The sequence below is a fragment of the Cryobacterium sp. 10S3 genome, assembly GCF_034344045.1.
In the GTDB taxonomy this organism is placed as follows: Bacteria; Actinomycetota; Actinomycetes; order Actinomycetales; family Microbacteriaceae; genus Cryobacterium; species Cryobacterium glucosi.
Map to the genome: position 1 here is coordinate 1477052 of NZ_CP133773.1, position 19664 is coordinate 1496715.

Here is a 19664-nt window from a genome sequence, read left to right on the forward strand (position 1 = left end):
GGCGGCGAAGGATGAGTACAACGAAACTTTCTTAGGAGGCATTAGTCTGGCTAATCATGACGATTGACAATGCGCAGCTCAGGGCCCTCGCGGCGACGATCGATTGTGGCTCCTTCGACCTCGCCGCCGCGACCCTGCACATCACGCCGTCCGCGGTCAGCCAGCGGATCAAGGCCCTCGAGACCTCCGCGGGCCGGGTGCTGGTGCGGCGGACGAAACCGACAGAGATCACGGATGCCGGCCTGCCGTACCTGAGGCTGGCCCGGCAGATCGACGCTCTCGTCCAGGACGTCGTCTCCGGGTCGGAGTCGGAAGCGCGCGCGGGCGTTCCGCTCGCCGTCAACAGCGACTCGCTCGCGACCTGGGTGCTTCCGGCACTCGCCGGCCTGCCCGACTCGATCACCTTCGACGTACGCCGTGAGGACGAGGATCACTCGGCCGAACTGCTGCGCGCGGGAACGGTGATGGCCGCGATCACGACCGACGCGCGTCCGGTGCACGGTTGCTCCGTCACCCGGCTCGGCAGCATGCGTTACCGGCCGATGGCGCACCCGCGCTTCGCCGCTCGATGGTTCGCCGCGGGGCCCACAGCGGATGCGCTGTCCCGCGCGCCCATGGTCGTGTTCGACGCCAAGGACGACCTGCAGGACCGCTTCCTCCGGGGGCGGAGCCGTCGGCCGGTCACGCCTCCCCGGCACTCGATCCCGGGGTCCGCGGACTTCGCGGAGGCCGTCCGCCTCGGGCTGGGCTGGGGCATGGTGCCCAACCAGCAGATCCTCAGCGGCGAGGCCGACGGTGTGCTCGTCGATCTCGCGCCGGGCCGGCACATCGATGTGGTGCTCTACTGGCAGCAGTGGACGCTGCACACGCCCGTCCTCGCGACGATTTACGAGGCGATCCGGGCCGCGGCCGCGGAGCACCTCGACTGAACCCTGTCGCCACCAACCACTGCCGGCAGGGACCTTGCCGTCAGTCGGCGAGGATTCCGTAGAGGGAACGTCGGAGGTCGTCGATCTGGGTGACGGCCTTCGCGCGCTGCTCCGGGGTCGCGGCGAAGCGGAGTTGGTGGATGACGCCCATGAGCTTGGCGACGCTCTCGTGGAGATTCGCTTCGGCTTCGACGCGTGCCGTCGAACTGTCCCAGACGCGGGCAAGGGCGTCCGCGTTCTCGGTGACGTAGGCGCGGCCGGGCTCGCTGAGCTGGAATTCGGTGCCGGTGCCGTCACCGGTCGGGGCGATGAGGCCCTCGTCGACGAGCTGCTGCAGCGTCGGGTACACCGATCCGGGGCTCGGGCGCCATGTGCCTCCCGAGCGCTCGGTGATCTCCTTGATCAGTCCGTAGCCGTTGAAGGGCGCTTCGGAGAGCAGCGAGAGGATGGCGAGGCGGACATCCCCCTTGAGCTTGCGCTGGGCACCCGGCGGCATGAAGCCGCGCGGGCCGAAGCCGCCGAAGCCCGGGCCGAAACCCGGGCCGAAACCGGCTCCGAAACCGGGCCCGGCGCCCCGGCCGAAGCCGCGGCGCTCGTGCCGGTCGCCGGAGTCGTGGGTATGGGGTTCGCGAAAATCGTTGTGCATGGTGGTGTCCAATCGGGAAGCGGGTGGTCGACGGTCGAGAGGATCGGCGATGGCTTAAAGATATATCGGTGAATAGTCCTGAGCAATGACTCTCAGTGAATACGCAGCCGGGAGGTCGAGCGTGATGCGCGGTGAGTGCGGCAGCATGGACCACATGCAGGCCGACCCAGAGTTCAATCCGGAGTTCTTCGAGATCAACCCACTCTTCTCTCGCCCGGGGGAGGACAGCGTTGCGCCGCGGTACGTCCTCGGCGCGGGCCCGATGGAACCGGAGACGGCATACCAGATCATCCACGACGAGATCATGCTCGATGGAAACGCCCGGCTGAACCTCGCCACGTTCGTCGGAACCTGGATGGACGAGCACGCCGGGCGGCTCTACGCGGAGTCCTTCGACAAGAACATCGTCGACAAGGACGAATATCCGCAGACCGCCGCGATCGAGGAGTATTGCTGGCGGATGATCGCCGGCCTCTGGCACGCGCCCGAGCCGATGGAGACCATCGGCACGTCGACGATCGGCTCCTCGGAGGCCTGCATGCTCGGCGGACTCGCCCTGAAACGCCGCTGGCAGCAGGCCAGGCGAGCGGCCGGGAAGCCGACCGCGCAGCCGAACCTCGTGATGAGTTCCGCGGCACAGGTGTGCTGGGAGAAATTCTGCAACTACTGGGACGTCGAGCCTCGATTCGTGCCCATCAGCGAAGAGCATCCGAGCCTGGACGGGCACGACCTGGCGAGCTACGTCGACGAAAATACCATCGGCGTCGTGGCGATCATGGGTGTGACGTACACCGGGGTCTATGAGCCGGTCGCGGCGATCAGCGCCGCCCTCGACGAGATCGAGGCGCGAACCGGAGTGTCCGTTCCCATCCATGTTGACGCGGCCTCCGGCGGGATGATCGCACCCTTCCTGCAGCCGGAGCTCGAGTGGGACTTCCGATTGGTACGGGTGCACTCGATCAACACCTCCGCGCACAAGTACGGCCTTGTCTACCCGGGACTGGGCTGGATCGTCTGGCGGTCGAAGGATTCACTGCCAGAGGACCTGGTCTTCCATGTCAGCTACCTCGGCGGGAGCATGCCCACGTTCGCGCTCAACTTCTCGCGTCCCGGCGCGCAGGTGCTCCTGCAGTACTACCTCTTCCTTCGGCTCGGATTCGACGGCTACCGTGCCGTGCAGCAGTCCGCCCAGGACGTTGCGCGGTACCTCGCGCGCGGCATCGAGAAGATCGGTGCCTTCACACTGTGGAATGACGGGTCGGACATCCCGGTCTTCGCCTGGCGCCTCACCCCCGGCCACACCCGGAACTGGAACCTCTTCCACCTGTCGGACCGGCTGCGCTCCCACGGCTGGCTCGTTCCCGCGTACTGGATGCCCGACAACCTGTCCGAGATGACCGTCCAGCGGATCGTCGTACGGAATGGGCTCAGCATGGACCTCGCTGCGCGCCTGCTCACAGTGATCGAGGAGGAGACGGCGTATCTCGACCGGCTCGAAGGTCCGATGCCCGTCGAGGGGCAGCATCCGGGCTTCACACACTGACTCCTGACGGGTGCCCCCTTGCCGGTTCGGGCGTCTCTTCCTATGCTCACGACGGGACCGCCGCCCAGGCGGGCCGACGTACAGAGGAGAATGCGATGACGCTCAAATACGGTGTGCTGGCTGTCGTTGAGGCCCGGGCCGGGCAGGAACAGGCCGTCGCGGATTTCCTCGCCGGTGCACAGGCACTGGCGGCCGCCGAGCCGGGCACCCGGACCTGGTACGCCTTCCGGGTCAATGACGATACGTTCGGCATCTTCGATACCTTCGACACCGAGGAGGATCGCCAGGCACACCTCACGGGGGCCATCCCGGCAGCGCTCGCCGAACATGGTCCGACCCTGCTCGTGAGGGACCCCGACATCAGCCTGATCGACATCCTCGCCGCCACCTAGTCGACGGCGAACCCCTCAGCCGCCGCCGACGTGGGTGCCCGGACGGCGGAGCGGGTCGGGTTCGACCTCGCGCATGATCTCCCGCACGACGGGGGCGGTGTCGCCCTGGCCGAGCAGGAGGTAGCGCATCAGATGGAAGAGCGGGTTCCCCTCCGACCATTCGAAGTAGACGTGCGGGCGTACCCCGGAGGCATCCCGCAGGGCGAGCAGGATCGCAGCGATGGCGTTCGGCGCCGCCGGGCTCTGCGCGCGCAGCACCCGGTAGCCTTCGATCTCAACTCCCCGGACGTGCACGATCTTGCTGAAGCCGGAGGGGTCGATGACCTCGATCTCGAGGAAGAGCACGTCCGCGGTTCCGGGAACCGGATTCATCCCACGCTGGTCGGCCTCCTTCGCCGCGTACTCGGCGCGGTCGCCGCTCTGGGGCTTGTTCGCGATGATGTTCAGGGCGCCGTCATAGACGAGGGAATCGGCGACGAACTGCCGGGCCATCCCGTCGAATTCGACGCTGTCCACCCGGAGCTCGGTCGTCCGTGTCACGCGTGAGATCAGGGACACGGCGATGATCGCCGCGATGAAGAACACTGAAATCGTGATCCCGTCCGGTTTCTCGACGATGTTCGCGCCGAGGGCGTAGAGGAGCGCGAGCGACAGGACACTGAAGCCGATGCTCGCGCGGCGTTGCCTGCGGCGGACGGCAGAGATGGTCACGGCGACGGCGCCGGACACCATCATGGCGAGGATCCCGGTCGCGTACGCGCCGGCCTGCGCGTTCACATCCGCCCGGAAACCGATCGTGATCAGCACACTCACCCCGGTGTACACGAGTACGACCGGGCGGATGGCGCGGCTCCAGTCCGGCGCCATCCCGTACGACGGCAGATACCGCGGCACGATATTGATCAGTCCGGCCATCGCGGACGCACCCGCGAACCAGAGGATCAGGATACTGCTCACGTCATAGACGGTCCCGAAGACCTCGCCGACGCGCTCGTGGGCGAGGAAGGCGAGCGCGCGCCCGCTCGCCGCGCCGCCCGCCTCGAACTCGGCCGGTGGGATGAGCACGGTCGTCACGAAGCTGCTCGAGAGCAGGTAGACGCTCATGATGAGGGCCGCGGTCGTGAGGAGCCTGCGGGTGTTGCGGATCCGCGAGGCGAGTCGTTCCTCGGGGCTCCTGCCGTCCGCGGCGACGAGCGGCATCATGCTGACACCGGTCTCGAAACCCGAGAGACCGAGGACGAGGAGCGGGAACGCGATCACGGCGGGCCCGAGGATATCGCCGAAACCGCTTCCCCGTGCGGTGAGTGCGTCCGTCCAGTTCGCGATCACCCCGGGTTCGGTGAAGGCGTCGTGGAGTCCGACGCCGATCACGACTCCATTGAGCAGCAGATACACCGCGACGAGGGGAATGGCGACGGAGACGGCCTCGCTGAAACCGAGCAGGAAGACTCCGCCGAGGATGAGCAGCAGCACGACCGTGATCGGCACGGCCTGGCCCGCGAGGAAGCTCGGCGCAAACGGGTTCTCAAGGATGTGCACCGTCGCATCCGCCGAGGACAGCGTGATCGTGATGATCCAGCTGGTCGCGACGAAGCCGAGCAGGATGAGCACGAACACCTTGCCGCGCCAGAACGGCAGCAGCCGCTCGAGCATCGCGACGGACCCTTGCCCGTGCGGGCTCTCCTTCGCGACGCGGCGATACATCGGCAGCATGCCGAGGAGGGTGAGCGCGACGATGAGCAGGGTCGCAACGGGTGAGAGCGCGCCGGCGGCGAGGGCCGCGATACCGGGCAGGTAGGAGAGGGTCGAGAAGTAGTCGACGCCGGTGAGGCACATCACCTGCCACCAGGGGTGGGTGGATGCCGTCCCCTCTGCGCTCTCGAGGCCCACCGGTTGCACCCGGTTGGCCAGGAGCCACCGGCCCAGGGGCCCGTATGCTGCCTTCGTGCGGATCGGACTCGGAACGCTCGCGGGGATCTCGGGACGAACGGCACGGCCCGGAGTCTGGTCCATGGTCACACGAGCTTTCGGGCGTCATCCTCGTCGCGCACGTCGACGATGTCGTGGGCGGCCAGGTCGTGGTGGATCGGTGTCCGGCGGTCGCCGAGCGGTTCACCGGTGCCACCCCACATTCCGGAGATGACCTCGGCCATGATCGAGACCGCGGTCTCCTCCGGCGTGCGGGCGCCGAGATCGAGGCCGATCGGGCTGTGCAGCCGCGCCAGTGCGACCTCGGGCACGGCTGCCGCGCGCAGCCGGTCCAGGCGGTCGTCGTGGGTGCGCAGGGAACCCATGGCGCCGACATAGGCGAGGTTGTCGTCGGCGAGGGCCAGCTCGAGGAGAGGGACGTCGAACTTCGGATCGTGGGTGAGTACGCAGACGACGGTGCGCGCGTCGAGGAGGCCGGCAGCACTCTGCTCGGCGAAGTAGCTGTGCGGCCAGGCCACGACGACCTCGTCGGCTCCGGGGAACCGTGCAGGAGTCGCGAACACGGCGCGGGCATCGCACACGGTGACCCGGTACCCGAGGAAGTCGGCCAGCCGGGTCAGGGCCGCGGCGAAGTCGACAGCGCCGAACACGAGCATCCGTGGCCGCGGGGCGAAGCTCGTGACGAAGACGCGTAGTTCAGCGCCATCGCGTTCTCCGTCCGGCCCGTAGCCGATCGTCGAGGTGCGTCCCGCCGCCAGGAGGCCGCGGGCATCGTCGCCCACGACGTGGGTGAGCCGTTCGGAACCGAGGTCTCCGGTCACCCCGTCGCCGCGCACGATGAGGTGACGGCCGAGGATGCGGGGGTCGGGGTGCTCGATGACGGTCACGATACCGACCGGAACGGACGTCGCAAGGTCGCGCAGGACTGTGTCGAGCTCCGCGAAGGTCTCGCGGGAGACCGGTTCGACGAAGACGTCGAGGATGCCGCCGCAGGTCAGGCCGACCGCGAAGGCGTCGTCGTCGCTGATGCCGTAGCGCGCGAGGGCCGGCCGTCCGGTGCGGATCACCTCCTGCGCGAGTTCGTAGACGGCGCCCTCGACGCAGCCTCCCGATACCGAGCCGACGACGGCGCCGTCGCTCGTGACGAGCATCGATGCTCCTGCGGGCCGGGGCGCGGAGTGGAACGTGCGTACGACCGTGGCGAGCGCCGCCGTCCGCCCGCGTTCCCAGGCGGGAACCAGTTCTTCGATGACGTCACGCATTGCGGAGTCTCACGGTCGGCGCCCCTGGCGGATGTCTGCGGCCGAGCGGGCTGCACCGTGCCGGCCGAGCCGGTAGCCGACGAAGCCGACGACGGCGAGCAGGCCGAGGAGTGTGGCCGGGTTGCTGAGGCGCTCCATGATCATCGCCCTGGCGAAGCTGAAGGCGTCGAGGCTCGATCCGGCGGCCGGAGGCGGCGGAGTCCTGGGAACCGGCCGGGCGGGAACGTCCGCCGGGTGCACGATGCCGATCGGTGCCGTCGCGCCCGGCTCGGCGTCCACGGGCACGGTGTTCGCAGGCACTGCGTTCGCAGGCACGGTGTCCGCCGGCGCGGGCGCCTCGCTCAGCATCGCCTGGAGGTTCTCGGCGAAGAGCGCCATCATCTGGTCGGTGACACTGCCGATGATGCTCTTGCCCATCACGGCGACCTTCCCGGAAAGGTCGACGTCGGCGTTCACGGTGCCGTGGGTCGTCCCGTCCGCCTCGGTGAGGACAAGCGTCGCCGTGCCCTGCGCGGTGCCCTGGCCGCGCGCCTCCTGGGCGCGCCCCTCGAAGACCGCCCGGTGGGCATCTGCATCCCGCTCGATCACGTTCATCATTCCTTTGTACTGCATTGCCACAGGTCCGAGCTTCACCTTCATGCCGACCTGATAGGCGTCGTCGGAGAGACGGTTCAGGATCTGCGCTCCCGGTACGCAACCGGCGACACGTTCGAAGTCCATCAGGGTCGCCCAGACCTCCTCGATCGGCGCGGTGACGGAAAAGGTGCTGTCAAGCTGCATGGTCATGTCCTCTGGTCGTCGGGTGGGGTCGAGTACGGGGATCGGTGCTGGATGCGGTGCAGGGACGGGTGCGGGGGTCGAGCCGTTCTGCGCGGATCAGGTCGGCGAGTTCGCCGAGCGCCGCGTAACTGTGGCCGCTCACGATGGCGTCGATGTAGGGCAGGGCGGCGTTCATCCCTCCGACGAGCGGCTGGAATCCGGGAGCGACCGTACGCGGGTTGACCCAGACGATCCGGTACGCGAGGCGGCGCAGACGGGCCATCTGGTCGGCAACGAAAGCGGGGTCGTCGAGGGCCCAACCGTCGGAGAGCACCACGATCACAGCGCCCCTGGCCAGTCCGCGCCGACCGTGGTCGTCGATGAACCGGCGGATGCTGTCGCCGAGCCGGGTGCCGCCGGCCCAGTCCGAGGAGCTCGCCGCGGCGTTCGCGAGCGCGGCGTCCGCATCCCGGACGGCGAGTTGGCGGGTCAGCCGGGTCAGCCCGGTCGAGAAGACGAAGGCCTCCGCGTGCGCGCCCGCAACGGCGCCCTGGAGCAGGGTGAGGAACACCCGGGTGTACGGTTCCATCGACGCCGACACGTCGCAGAGCAGGACGAGCCTGCGCGGTTGTTCCCTGCGGCGGGAGGAGACCAGAAGGATCGGCTCCTCGCCGGTGCGGTGTGCGGCCCGGACGGTGCGCCTCAGGTCGAGCCGGGCACCGTCCGCTCGGGTCGGCCGAACCCGCCTGCTGCGCCGAAGCGGGGTCGAGAGCGAGATCCGGCGCACGAGGTTCCGAACCTGCTCTGTCTCCTCAGCGCTCAGGAGCGAAAACGAGGTCTCGTGCAGGCGGCGTTCGAGCGAGGCGAGCATCAGGATCGTCTCGCGTTCGACGGCGCCCGGATCTGAGGGCCCTGCTGCGGGAGCAGGCGTCGGAGCCCGGGTCTCTGGTCCTTCGCGCGGTTCCTGCCGTCTTGCGGCGAGGTCGTCGTGTGGCGCCGGGCGGGTCCTGGCCTCCGAGCCGATGGCCGGCGGCGCGTTCGGGTCACCGCGCTGGTCCGCCGGGTCGAGCAGGCCGTCGAAGACGGCAGAGAAGACCGCGTCGAACACCGGCAACTGGTCTCTCGACGAGAGGAGCACGATGCGGCACGTCCAATAGAGTGCCGAGCGATGGGTCGGCGGCACCACCTGGACCGCGTCAGCGAGCCGGGCAGCCCCGTCGACCGAAACCGGCAGGCCCGCGCGGCGGAGCGCGGTGACGAACCCCGCGGCGAATGCGGCCGGTTCAACCCGCGGGGCGGCATCCGCCGGTGCGCGCTCGGTGATCTCTGCCATGTCAGCTCCCGGCCATCCAGTCGGCCCCGCGCACGAGCGCGAGATCGAGGTCGTCCCTGTTCTTGATCAGGGAACCCCAGGTCTGGGCGACGTACTGCGGATCAAGACGGTCGGCCCCGAGAACGGCGAGCGCAGCCGCCCAGTCGATGGCCTCGGCGATGCCGGGTGGTTTGACGAGGTCGAGGGAGCGCAACCGGGTGATCGCGGTCGCGGCGTCGAGGGCGAGGCGTTCGGTACTGCCGGGCACCCGGCGGCGCACGATCTCGGCGATCCGTTCCGGGCTCGGGTAGTCGATCCAGTGGTACAGACACCGCCGGGTGAGGGCGTCGTGCAGGTCGCGGGTGCGGTTCGAAGTCAGGATCACGATCGGCGGCACCGCGGCCCTGATCGTGCCGAGCTCGGGGATCGTCACGGCGGCCTCGGCGAGGAGTTCGAGGGTGAAGGCTTCGAACTCGGCGTCCGCACGATCGATCTCGTCGAGCAGCAGCACGGCGGGCCGGGGACCGGGGTGTTCGATGGCCTGCAGGAGGGGGCGTCGCAGCAGGTACTCCGGCCCGAACAGCGCATCCTCGTCGATCCCTGATCCGCTGGCCTCCGCGAGCCGGATCGCGAGGAGCTGGCGCGGGTAGTTCCACTCGTAGAGGGCCTCGCCCGCGTCGATGCCCTCGTAACACTGGAGCCGGAACAGGGGCGTGTCGAGAGCCCTCGCGAGCGCCTTGGCCGCCTCGGTCTTACCGACACCCGGTTCGCCCTCGAGCAGGATCGGCTGCGGCAGGCGTACCGCGAGGAAGAGGGCCGTCGCGAGGCCTTCGTCTGCGAGGTAGTCCTCCGCGGCGAGCGCAGCCTGCAGTGCAGGCACGTCAGGGACCAGTGCCCGGACCGCGGACGTCGCCCCGCCCCTGGCCGGGCTCGAGGGGATTCCCTCAACGCTCGGTGCCATGGTCAGTGCTCCACGGTCGAGGTGTGGACGTGGGTCTTCGTGAGGGCGAAGCGCTCTGGATCTGCGACGAAGGCCGCGCGACAGCCGGGGGAGCAGAAGTAGTGTGTTGCCCCCGCGTGCTCGTAGTGCAGGCTCGTGGGCAGGGCGGCAACCGTCATCCCGCAGACCGGATCGATGGCGCTCGGAGGCTCCAACGTCGCGTCGGCCTCCCCGGGGGACACCGGGAGCGGCAGGGCCCCCGCGGCCCCGGCGAGCCCCGCCGACCGGAGCCTGAAACGTTCGGCGACGAGTTGCGCGAAGACCGAGACCGCGATCTCGCCGGGGGTCCGGCCGCCGAGGTCGAGTCCCGCAGGGTTGAACACCCTGGCGCGTTGCTCGGCGTCGACGTTGAGGGAGGCGAGCACTGCGGAGCCCCGGGTGGGGCTCGCGACGAGCGCGACATAGGGCACCCCCGCGCGGAGGGCCGCCTCGAGGGCGGGTTCCTCTTCCCGGCCATGGGACGCGACGATGAGTGCGGCGTCGTCCCGGCGCGGTGTCGTGGCCGTGCCGGGGGCGCCGATCGTCTCGGTGAGCTCGACGTCGAAGCCGAGGTCGACCCCGATCGTGGCGAGGGCCCGCGCGACCGGTGTCGCGCCGACGACGATGACCCGCGGTGCCGGATGCCACGGCTCGAGGAAGATCTCGACAGCGCCCCCGCTGAGGCACGGGTTCCGCACCTCGACAGCGCCGTCCTCCGCCACGCCGGACGGGTCCCCTGGCACGACCCGGAGCAGGACGGGCTCGCGTGCGGCGAGTTGCCTGAGCCCGTAGTACCGAACGGATGCCTCGACGCAGGCACCGCCGACGAACCCGTCGATCCGGCCGGCGGCATCCACAACGGCGGTGTCGCCGGCGTGCGCGCTCGTCGGACGCTGGGCGCGTACGACGGTGGCGCGGACGAACGGCTCGCGGCGTTCGGTGAGTTCGTGCGCCCTGCGGGCGAGGGCGTCCGGAATCGGTGGCATCGGCACGGCAATCAGATCGGCGGGCGGGGACGACCCTGGATGGCCGCCCACACCCGTGCCGGCGTGCACGGCATGTCCATGTGCGTGATCCCGAACGGGGCGAGGGCGTCGACGACCGCGTTGACGATCGCGGGGGGTGAACCGACCGTCGCGGACTCTCCGATGCCCTTCGCTCCGATCGGGTGGTGCGGCGAGGGGGTCACGGTGTACCCGGTCTCCCAGTCCGGCACCTCCATCGCCGTCGGGATGAGGTAGTCCATGAAGGAGCCGCCGAGGTTGTTGCCCGACTCGTCGAATTCGATGAACTGCATGAGCGCCATGCCGACGCCGTCGGTCAGGCCCCCGTGCACCTGCCCCTCGATGATCATCGGGTTGATCCGGGTACCGCAGTCGTCGACGGCGACGAACCGGCGCACCGTGACGTGCCCGGTGCCGGGGTCGACGTCGACGACGCAGATGTAGGCGCCGAAGGGGAAGGTCAGGTTCGGCGGGTCGTAGGTCACTTCGGCGTCGAGGTTGCCGTCGATCCCCTCCGGCAGGGCTACGGTGCCGTATGCGCCCATCGCGATCTCGGCGATGGTCTTGCCGACACTCGGGTCGCCCTTGACGAACCAGCGGCCCTTCTCCCATTCGAGGTCTTCCGGGCGGGTCTCGAGCATGGCGGCGGCGATGAACCGGGCCTTCTCGCGCACCTTGCGGGCGACGAGGGCCACGGCGGCGCCACTGACCGGGGTCGACCGGCTGCCGTAGGTGCCGAGGCCGAACGGCGTCTGGTCGGTGTCGCCGTGCACGACGTCGATGTCCTCCGGCGGGATGCCGATCTCCTCGGCGACGATCTGGGCGAAGGTCGTCTCGTGGCCCTGGCCCTGGCTCTGCACCGAGATGCGTACCACCGCCTTGCCGGTCGGGTGCACGCGCAGTTCCGCGCCGTCGTTCATGCCGAGGCCGACGATGTCCATGTGCTTGCGCGGGCCGGCACCGACCGTTTCGGTGAAGAACGAGATACCGATGCCCATCAGTTCGCCGCGGTCGCGTTTGGCTTGCTGCTCCCGGCGCAGGTCGTCGTACCCGGCCATCTTCATCGAGAGCCGCAGTGCACGCTCGTAGTCGCCGGAGTCGTACTCCCAGCCGGTCTTGTTCGGATAGGGGAACTGCTCCGGCTTGATCAGGTTCTTCAGGCGCAGTTCCGCCGGGTCCATCTCGAGCTTCGCGGCGAGGATGTCGACGAGCCGCTCCACGAGGTAGACGGCCTCTGTGACCCGGAAGGAGCACGCATATGCGACACCGCCGGGCGCCTTGTTCGTGTAGACGCCGGTTACCGAGCAGTGCGCGGCCTGGAGGTCGTAGCTTCCGGTGAAGATGTGGAAGAAGCCGGCGGGGTATTTCGTGGGCTGCGCCGTGGCGTTGAAGGCACCGTGGTCTGCGAGGACGTTGGTGCGCACGGCGAGGATCCTGCCGTCTTTCGTCGCGGCGATCTCGCCCTGCATGATGTAGTCGCGGGCAAAGGAGGTCGACATCAGGTTCTCCGAGCGGTCCTCCATCCATTTCACCGGTTTGCCGGTCACGATCGAGCCGACGACGGCGAGGATGTAGCCCGGGTAGATTCCGACCTTGTTGCCGAAGCCGCCGCCGATGTCGGGGGAGACGATCCGGATCTTGTGCTCCGGGATGCCCGCGACCATGGCGAACAGGGTCCGGTGGGCGTGCGGGGCCTGGCTCGTCTCGTAGAGTGTGAGCTTGCCGGTCACCGCGTCGAAGTCTGCGACGGCGCCGCAGGTCTCCATGGGAGCCGGGTGCGATCGCGGGTAGACGATCTCCTGGCTGACGACGACGTCTGCTGCGGCGAAGACGGCATCCGTCTCGGCCTTGTTGCCTGCCTCCCAGTCGAAGATATGGTTGTCGGTGCGCCCTTCCATCTCGTCGCGCACGACCGGTGCGTCTGCGTCGAGCGCCTTCCTGGCGTCGACGACAGGCGGGAGCACGTCGTAGTCGACCTCGATGAGTTCGAGTGCGTCCCGGGCGGCGTAGCGGTCCTCCGCGACGACGAAGGCGACCTCCTGGCCCTGGAAGCGCACCTTGTCGGTCACGAGCACCGCCTGCACGTCGGCGGAGAGGGTCGGCGCCCACGCGAGGCCGAGGGCGAGCAGGTCGGCCCCCGTGATGACGGCGACGACGCCCGGGTGGGCGAGGGCTGCGGTCGTGTCGATCGAGACGAGCCGGGCGTGCGCGACCGGTGAGCGCAGGATCGCGCCGTGGAGCATTCCGGGCAGCGTGATGTCGTCGACGTAGTGGCCGCGGCCGCGCACGAAACGGGGGTCTTCCTTGCGTTGCAGCCGGCCGTAGCCGATCGGGCGGCCCTCGTCGTCCGCCGCCGGGTTGGGTGCGTGTTCCTGCAGGATGGTCATGCGGTCACCTCTTCCGGTTCCGTCTGCGAGGCCGGGATCGCCCTGGCCGCTTCCGCGGCGGCGGCGCCCGGTTCCGTGGTCGTGCCCGCCGAGTCGTCGAGCGCTGCGGGGTCGCCACCTGCGGCATCCGCTTCGGTCATGCCCGCCGGGTGGTCTGCTGCCCAGTGCACCGAACGGACGATCGTCGCGTAGCCGGTGCAGCGGCAGATCTGCCCCGAGATCGCCCGGCGGATCTCGGTGTCGTCTGGGTGCGGGTTCACGTCGAGGAGAGCGCGGGCGGTGAGCATCATGCCGGGGGTGCAGAACCCGCACTGCAGCCCGTGTTCCTCCATGAAGCCCTGCTGCACGGGGTCGAGGGTGCCACCGGTGGCGAGGCCTTCGACCGTCGTGATCGCATGACCATCGGCCATCGCCGCGAGCACGGTGCACGACTTCACCGGCTGCCCGTCCATGAGCACGACGCAGGTACCGCAGTTGGAGGTGTCGCAGCCCCAGTGGGTTCCGGTGAGCCTCAACACGTCGCGGATGTAGTGCACGAGCAGGACGCGCGGTTCGACCTCGTTGGTCACGTCGGTCCCGTTCACCGTCATGGTGATCTGCATGGATTCAGCCTTCCTGCGGTGTGGTGGGGTGCCCGGTCGGGCCGGCGAACTCCGCGACACGATCTGTCGCGCGGCGAAGGACGCGGCGGGTGAGCTCGTCGGCGAGGTGCCGCTTGTAGTCGACCGGTCCGCGCTGGTCGGCGACCGGGTCGGCCGCGAGTGCTGCGAGGCGGCCGGCCTCGATGAAGAGCTGCTCGCCGGGGCGTTCACCGCGGAGCAGCTCCGTGACCGCGCCGACGGTGCCGTCGAGCCCCACGGCGGTCAGGCCGACGGATGCCTCCGCGATCGTGCCGTCCTCCGCGAACGAGAGCGCGGCTCCTGCCGCGGCGACGGCCCAGTCGCCGACCCTGCGCTCGACCTTTTCGTATGCGCTTCCTGAGCGCGGCCGGATCGGGATGCGCACTTCGCAGAGCAGCTCATCCGCGGCGACCGCCGTCTCGTAGGCTCCGCGATGGAACTCGGTCATGGTCAGCATCCGCTCGCCGAGGGGACCGCGAACGATCGCCTCGGCACCGAGCACATCGCAGACGGTCGCGAGGTCCTCCGCAGGATCGGCCTGGCAGAGCGAACCTCCGATCGTGCCGCGATTGCGGACGATCGGGTCTGCGATCACTCGCTCGGCGTCGCCGACGATCGGGAAGAGCGCGGCGATCTCAGCGGACTCGAGGAGGGTCGTGTGCCGGGTGAGGGCGCCGATCCGCAACCGGTCTCCGTCCCGCAGCACGAAGTCGAGTTCGAACAGGTCGTTGATGTCGATGAGCCATTCCGGCCTGGCCAGCCGGAGCTTCATCATCGGCAACAGGCTGTGACCGCCCGCGATGATGCGGGCCTCGGGGCCGTACCGGGAGAGCAGTGCGATGGCGTCGTCGACCGTGTCGGCGCGGGCGTATTCGAATGGTGCCGGAATTTGCACGGACCCTCCCCATTGAGGCATGCCCTGCGGAATGGGGGGCACTGGATGCCACACATAGTGGCCCCGGGCCCCAGCGAAGTCAATGACCCGCCGATCGGGCATTTCCTTTCGGTTCATGGCAAAGACCTAGACAACGCACAGGCTTCGGATTAATCTGCCAGCGTCGGCACCCGTGTGTGTGCCGGCCTCCCCGGGAGACGCTGTGCATCACACGTTCTCTCCGCGGTGCTTGACAACATGCAACCGTCATCTGCTCTCGGCGTACCTGCGCAGCGCTTGTCTTCCGGTGCTTCTGTCCCAGCGGTCGTGGCGAGAGCCGATCGTGAAGAGAACAGAGATCATGACCAGGACACTGCACGGAACAGGACTGCACGGAACGGCACGGCACGGAACAGCACGGCACGGAACAGGACTACGCAGGCGGCTCCTCGCGGGGGTGGCGTGCGCCTCCCTCGCGGTGGCGTTCTTCGGCGCCACCCCGGCATCGGCCGGACAGGGATCCGGACACGGCGACGGCGACGGGGAAGGAACAGGCGCGCCGGTGACGCTCGCGGAGGGCCTGCTCGGCCCGCTCAGCCTCGAGGTCGGCCGGCACAACACCGTCTACGTCAGCCAGAACTTCGCCGGCGAACTCACGAGGGTGGCCCGCGACGGAACGACAGCGACCATCGCGAGCGCCCCGGGCGACGAGATCTCCGCGGTCACCGCGCGGAAGGGCACCGTCTACTACGCCCGGGTGGCCCAGGACCACAGCGCGGCCACGCTCAGGTCCATCGCGCCGGACGGCACCGACGCTCAGCTCGCCGACATCTGGGCCTACGAGAATTCGGCGAACCCGGACCAGGACAACAGCTACGGGTTCGTCGACCTCGACCCGGCGTGTGCCGCCCAGTTCGATCCCGCCCAGCCGCCGTTCATTCCGGCGGCGTACACGGGGGTCGTCGACACGCACCCGTACGCGTCGCTCGCCCTCTGGAACGGGGTGTACGTCGCGGATGCCGGCGGGAACGCGATCCTGCACGTCGACTGGGACGGCACGGTGTCCACCACCGCGGTTCTTCCGCCGAGCGACCCGATCACGATCGATGCGGCGATGATCGCGGATATCGGTTTCCCCGCCTGTGCAGCCGGGCACGACTACCGCTTCGAACCGGTTCCGACGGATGTCGAGCTCGGCCCGGACGGTTGGCTCTACGTCACGTCGCTCCCAGGCGGGCCGGAGGACGCGAGCCTCGGCGCGCGCGGCTCGGTGTACCGGGTCGATCCGGACTCCGGTGACGTCGAACTCGTCGCGACCGGGTTCGTCGGTGCGACGGGCCTCGCGGTCTCGCAGGACGACGGCACGATCTACGTCGCCGAGCTGTTCGGGGGTCCGGACGGCACCGGCCAGGTGTCGGTGCTCGATTCCGGTTCGGACACGCCGAGTGCGCTCGTGGCGGTGTCGCAGCCGGCCGCGATCGAGTTGCGCCACGGTGCGCTCTACCTCACGACGGATGCGATCAGTCCGGACGCGAACGGAGCGCCGACCCCGGTCGGCAAACTCGTGCGCATCCCGCTGACGGGTGGCCACGCCGCGAGCGACTCCCTCGACGACACGACAGACTGACTCTCGCCGCCCACCCGGCCCTCCCGGTCCGGGTGGGCCGGGTGCGGGGATCAGGCAGGGGCCGGGCAGCAGGCAGGGCCGGCAGCAGACCGGCAGGGGCTACGGATCGGGGGTGAAGCGGTAGCCCATTCCGGCCTCCGTGAGCAGATAGCGCGGATGCGCCGGGTCGGGTTCGAGCTTCTTGCGCAGCTGGGCGAGGTAGAGGCGCAGGTAGCCGGAGTCCGTCGTGTGGTGCGGACCCCAGATGTCCGTCAGCAGCGACTGCCGGGAGACGAGCTTCCCCGGGTTGCGCAGCAGGAACTCGAGGATGCGCCACTCGGTGGGGGTGAGCCGGATGGCCTCGGGTTTTCCGGGAGCGCCCCCGGAACCCGTGCCCGTGCGCACGACGCTCCGTGCCGAGAGGTCGACGGCGATCGTGCCGAGCATGATCACCGGTTCGGCACCGGAGTCGACCGGGCCGAGCCTCCGGGTGAGCGCGCGGATCCTGGCGAGCAGTTCGTCGATGGAGAACGGCTTCGTGACGTAGTCGTCCGCTCCCGCGTCGAGAGCGTCGACCTTGTCGGCGGCGCCGCTGCGCCCTGAGACGACGAGGATCGGCACCTGGGTCCAGCCGCGCAGGCCGGCGATGACCTCGATCCCGTCGAGGTGCGGCATCCCGAGGTCGAGCATCACGAGGTCGGGATGCTCATGCGCTGCCGCGGCGAGGGCCTCAGCGCCGTCCCTGGCGGTCACGACGTCGTAGCCGCGCGCGCCGAGGGTGACCCGCAGCGCACGCAGGATCTGCGGGTCGTCGTCTGCGATCAGGATCTTCACTCAGGTCTCCTCATCAGTGCCAGTGCCAGTGCCAGTGCCAGTGCCAGTGCCAGTGCCCGTGGCTGCGGCCGTGCCGGCTGTGTGGCCCGCCGGCGCTGCGGGGTCGAATGCGGGCAGGGCGATGACCATCGTCAGCCCGCCGCCCGGGGTGTCCTCCGCCTCGAGCCGACCGCCCATGCCCTCGGTGAATCCCTTCGCGAGTGCGAGGCCGAGGCCGAGGCCGGTCAGGTTGTCGGTGTCGCCGAGGCGCTGGAACGGAAGGAAGACCTCATCGCGCCGGTCGGCGGGAATGCCGGGCCCGCGGTCCATGATCCGCAGTTCGACGACGCCGCCGAATTCGCTCGCCGAGACGAGCACGCGCCCGCCCGTCGGCGAGAAGCGGATGCCGTTGGCCAGCACGTTCACGACGACCCGCTGCAGGAGCCCGGCATCGGCGAGCATCGGCGGCAGCCCGGGAGGGAGTTCGAGTTCAACCGTGTCCGGCCCGACGCCGAGCTCATCGAGTGCGGGGAGCACGACGTCCGCAGCGTCGACGGGGCCCAGGGAGACCGCGAGGGCACCGGCCTGCACCCGGCTGACGTCGAGGAGGTTCGTGACGAGGCCGGCCAGCGACTCGAGACTCTCTTCGGCCGTCTCGAAGAGCTCCTCCCTGTCGGCGGGCGACAGCGTGAGTTCGGCCGAGCGCAACCCGCTGATAGCGGCTGTCGCAGCGGAGAGCGGCCGCCGCAGGTCATGACCGACGGCGGCGAGAAGGGCGCTGCGCATCCGGTCGGCCTCGGCGAGCGGTCCGATCGCACTGGCCGTCTCTGCGAGGTCGCTGTGTTCGAGCGCGGCGTCGAGCTGGGTCGCGATCACGCCGAGCAGTCGTCGCTCGGACGCTGCGAGGTCGCGTCCGGAGAGCTCGAGGGTGCCCCGGGTCCCGACGGGGACCGTTGCGAGGGGGGTGTCCGGGCCGGCCTGAGCGGGCGAGCCGTCGGAGTACAGCAACGTCCCGCCCGCGAACAGGCGCACCCCGGTGAGGTTGAAGGCCTCGCGGGTCCTGGCGACGAGCGCGGGAACGGCGTCCTCGCCGCGGAGCACGCTGCCGGCAACGGTGGCGAGGAGTTCTGACTCACCCGCGGCGCGCTGGGCGCTGCGGCTTCGTCGGGCGGCGAGGTCGACGACGTAGCTGACGACGCCCGCGTTGGCCAGGTACAGGACGAGCGCGAGGGCGTGTGCGGGTTCGGCGATCGTGACGGTGTAGAGCGGGTTCACGAAGAAGTAGTCGAGGGTGAGCCCGGAGAGCAGCGCGGCGAACAGGGCAGGCCAGAGTCCGCCGACGAGGGCGACGACGATGACGAGGAGTTGATAGCTGAGCACCTCGCTCGTGATCGATTCCTCGCTGTGGGTCGCCACGAGGAGCGCGGTGAGCAGCGGACCGCCGACGACGGCGAGGCCGAGGCCGGCCAGCCGTCTGCGGAGGCTCAGTGCACCGCCGATCCGGGGGAGGCGCATCCGCTCGCCCGCGGCGGAGTGCGTGACGACGTGCACGTCGATGTCTCCGGACTCCCTGACGACCGTCGTGCCGATTCCCGGCCCGCTGAAGGCCGCCTTGAGCCGGGTACGCCTGCTCACACCGATCACGAGCTGGGTCGCATTCGAGGCCCTGGCGAATTCGACGAGGGCGGTCGGGACGTCGTCGCCGACGAGCTGGTGGTAACTGCCGCCGAGTTTCTCAACGAGGGCCCGCTGGGCCGCGAGCGCGCCGGGGTGTGCGGAGCGGAGTCCGTCCTGGCTGATCACGTGCACGGCGAGGAGCTCGCCCCCGGCTGCGCGCCCAGCGATCCGTGCCCCGCGGCGCAGCAGCGTCTCGCCCTCCGGCCCGCCGGTGAGCGCGACGACGACACGTTCGCGGGCTTCCCACTTGCTGTCGATGCCGTGTTCGGCCCGGTAGTTCTTGAGTGCCGTGTCGACCTCGTCGGCGAGCCAGAGTAAAGCGAGCTCGCGCAGGGCGGTGAGATTGCCGAGTCGGAAGTAATTCGACAGGGCGGCGTCGATCCTGGCGGCGGGATAGACGTGGCCCTCGGCGAGCCGGTCGCGCAGGGACTGCGGGGCGAGATCGATCACCTCGACCTGATCCGCGGCACGCAGCACGCTGTCCGGGAGGGTTTCGCGCTGGGGGACACCCGTGATCTGCTGCACGACGTCGTTGAGCGACTCGATGTGCTGGATGTTGACCGTCGAGATGACGTCGATGCCCGCGTCGAGGATGGACTGGACGTCCTGCCACCGTTTGTCGTGGGCGAGTCCGGGGGCGTTGGTGTGGGCGAGCTCGTCGACGAGTGCGATCGCGGGTGCGCGATCGAGGACAGCCTCCAGGTCGAGGTCGGTGAGTTCGATCCCGCGGTGCCGCCGGACGAGGCGCGGCACGACCTCGAGTCCTTCGAGCATCGCGGCCGTCGCAGGGCGGTCGTGGGTTTCCACGACCGCGACGACGACGTCCTTGCCCTCTGCGTGCAGCCGCCTGCCCTCTTCGAGCATGGCGTAGGTCTTGCCGACGCCCGGTGCGGCACCGAGCAGCACCCGCAGTCGACCGCGTTTCATGTCAC

At 69.5% G+C, this 19664-nt stretch carries 16 protein-coding genes; 4 read left to right on the forward strand and 12 right to left on the reverse strand.

Going from position 1 to position 19664, the window contains the following annotated elements; genetic code table 11:
• Positions 1–56: 56 nt before the first annotated feature.
• Positions 57–929 (forward strand): LysR family transcriptional regulator ArgP, encoded by an 873-nt coding sequence (locus tag RHM57_RS06895; protein WP_322189672.1) that lies wholly within the window; start codon positions 57–59, stop codon positions 927–929.
• A 40-nt stretch (positions 930–969) separates the two neighbouring features.
• Here the strand turns inward: RHM57_RS06895 and RHM57_RS06900 are convergent, their stop codons facing one another.
• The gene (locus RHM57_RS06900) at positions 970–1575 is read right to left on the reverse strand and encodes a PadR family transcriptional regulator (RefSeq protein ID WP_134558443.1); all 606 of its coding nucleotides are present in this window, start codon (positions 1573–1575) and stop codon (positions 970–972) included.
• A 145-nt stretch (positions 1576–1720) separates the two neighbouring features.
• Between RHM57_RS06900 and RHM57_RS06905 the strand changes: the two genes are divergently transcribed.
• Together RHM57_RS06905 and RHM57_RS06910 are read left to right on the forward strand one after the other, a co-directional pair.
• On the forward strand, positions 1721–3118 hold the full coding sequence (locus RHM57_RS06905; protein ID WP_416173114.1) for a glutamate decarboxylase: 1398 nt from the start codon (positions 1721–1723) through the stop codon (positions 3116–3118).
• 95 nt (positions 3119–3213) lie between these two features.
• Positions 3214–3510, forward strand: coding sequence for a putative quinol monooxygenase (locus tag RHM57_RS06910; protein WP_134446454.1), 297 nt, complete (start codon positions 3214–3216; stop codon positions 3508–3510).
• Between the two features lie 15 nt (positions 3511–3525).
• Here RHM57_RS06910 and RHM57_RS06915 read toward each other — a convergent pair whose 3' ends face one another.
• From RHM57_RS06915 to RHM57_RS06955, 9 genes are read right to left on the reverse strand one after another with little or no spacing between them, the layout of a single operon-like run.
• Positions 3526–5523, reverse strand: a complete 1998-nt coding sequence (locus tag RHM57_RS06915) for an amino acid transporter (protein WP_322135883.1) — start codon at positions 5521–5523, stop codon at positions 3526–3528.
• Between the two features lie 2 nt (positions 5524–5525).
• Positions 5526–6701 (reverse strand): XdhC/CoxI family protein, encoded by a 1176-nt coding sequence (locus RHM57_RS06920; RefSeq protein ID WP_322135882.1) that lies wholly within the window; start codon positions 6699–6701, stop codon positions 5526–5528.
• Positions 6702–6710: 9 nt separating this feature from the next.
• Positions 6711–7481, reverse strand: coding sequence for an SRPBCC family protein (locus tag RHM57_RS06925; RefSeq protein WP_322135881.1), 771 nt, complete (start codon positions 7479–7481; stop codon positions 6711–6713).
• On the reverse strand, positions 7471–8793 hold the full coding sequence (locus RHM57_RS06930) for a vWA domain-containing protein (RefSeq protein ID WP_322135880.1): 1323 nt from the start codon (positions 8791–8793) through the stop codon (positions 7471–7473). The genes RHM57_RS06925 and RHM57_RS06930 overlap by 11 nt, the downstream gene beginning before the upstream one ends.
• Position 8794: 1 nt before the next feature.
• A complete protein-coding gene (locus RHM57_RS06935) occupies positions 8795–9733 on the reverse strand; it encodes a MoxR family ATPase (protein WP_322137316.1) in 939 nt (312 codons plus the stop codon).
• A 2-nt stretch (positions 9734–9735) separates the two neighbouring features.
• Positions 9736–10737 carry an XdhC family protein gene (locus RHM57_RS06940; RefSeq protein ID WP_322137315.1) on the reverse strand — a complete coding sequence of 334 codons (1002 nt, stop codon included), beginning with the start codon at positions 10735–10737 and terminating at the stop codon, positions 9736–9738.
• An 11-nt stretch (positions 10738–10748) separates the two neighbouring features.
• Positions 10749–13142, reverse strand: a complete 2394-nt coding sequence (locus tag RHM57_RS06945; RefSeq protein WP_322140799.1) for an aerobic carbon-monoxide dehydrogenase large subunit — start codon at positions 13140–13142, stop codon at positions 10749–10751.
• Complete coding sequence (locus tag RHM57_RS06950; RefSeq protein WP_134446460.1) at positions 13139–13744, reverse strand: (2Fe-2S)-binding protein; 606 nt, start codon at positions 13742–13744, stop codon at positions 13139–13141. Before RHM57_RS06950 ends, RHM57_RS06945 begins: the two co-directional genes overlap by 4 nt.
• A gap of 4 nt (positions 13745–13748) precedes the next feature.
• Entirely contained in the window at positions 13749–14657 is a 909-nt protein-coding gene (locus RHM57_RS06955) for a xanthine dehydrogenase family protein subunit M (RefSeq protein ID WP_322135879.1), read from the reverse strand.
• Positions 14658–14997: 340 nt separating this feature from the next.
• Here RHM57_RS06955 and RHM57_RS06960 point away from each other — a divergent pair, with 340 nt between their 5' ends.
• Positions 14998–16263, forward strand: a complete 1266-nt coding sequence (locus RHM57_RS06960) for a ScyD/ScyE family protein (RefSeq protein ID WP_134446462.1) — start codon at positions 14998–15000, stop codon at positions 16261–16263.
• 99 nt (positions 16264–16362) lie between these two features.
• Here the strand turns inward: RHM57_RS06960 and RHM57_RS06965 are convergent, their stop codons facing one another.
• Positions 16363–17076 (reverse strand): response regulator, encoded by a 714-nt coding sequence (locus RHM57_RS06965; RefSeq protein WP_134446463.1) that lies wholly within the window; start codon positions 17074–17076, stop codon positions 16363–16365.
• Positions 17077–19659 (reverse strand): DUF4118 domain-containing protein, encoded by a 2583-nt coding sequence (locus tag RHM57_RS06970; protein ID WP_322189673.1) that lies wholly within the window; start codon positions 19657–19659, stop codon positions 17077–17079.
• Positions 19660–19664: the final 5 nt, after the last annotated feature.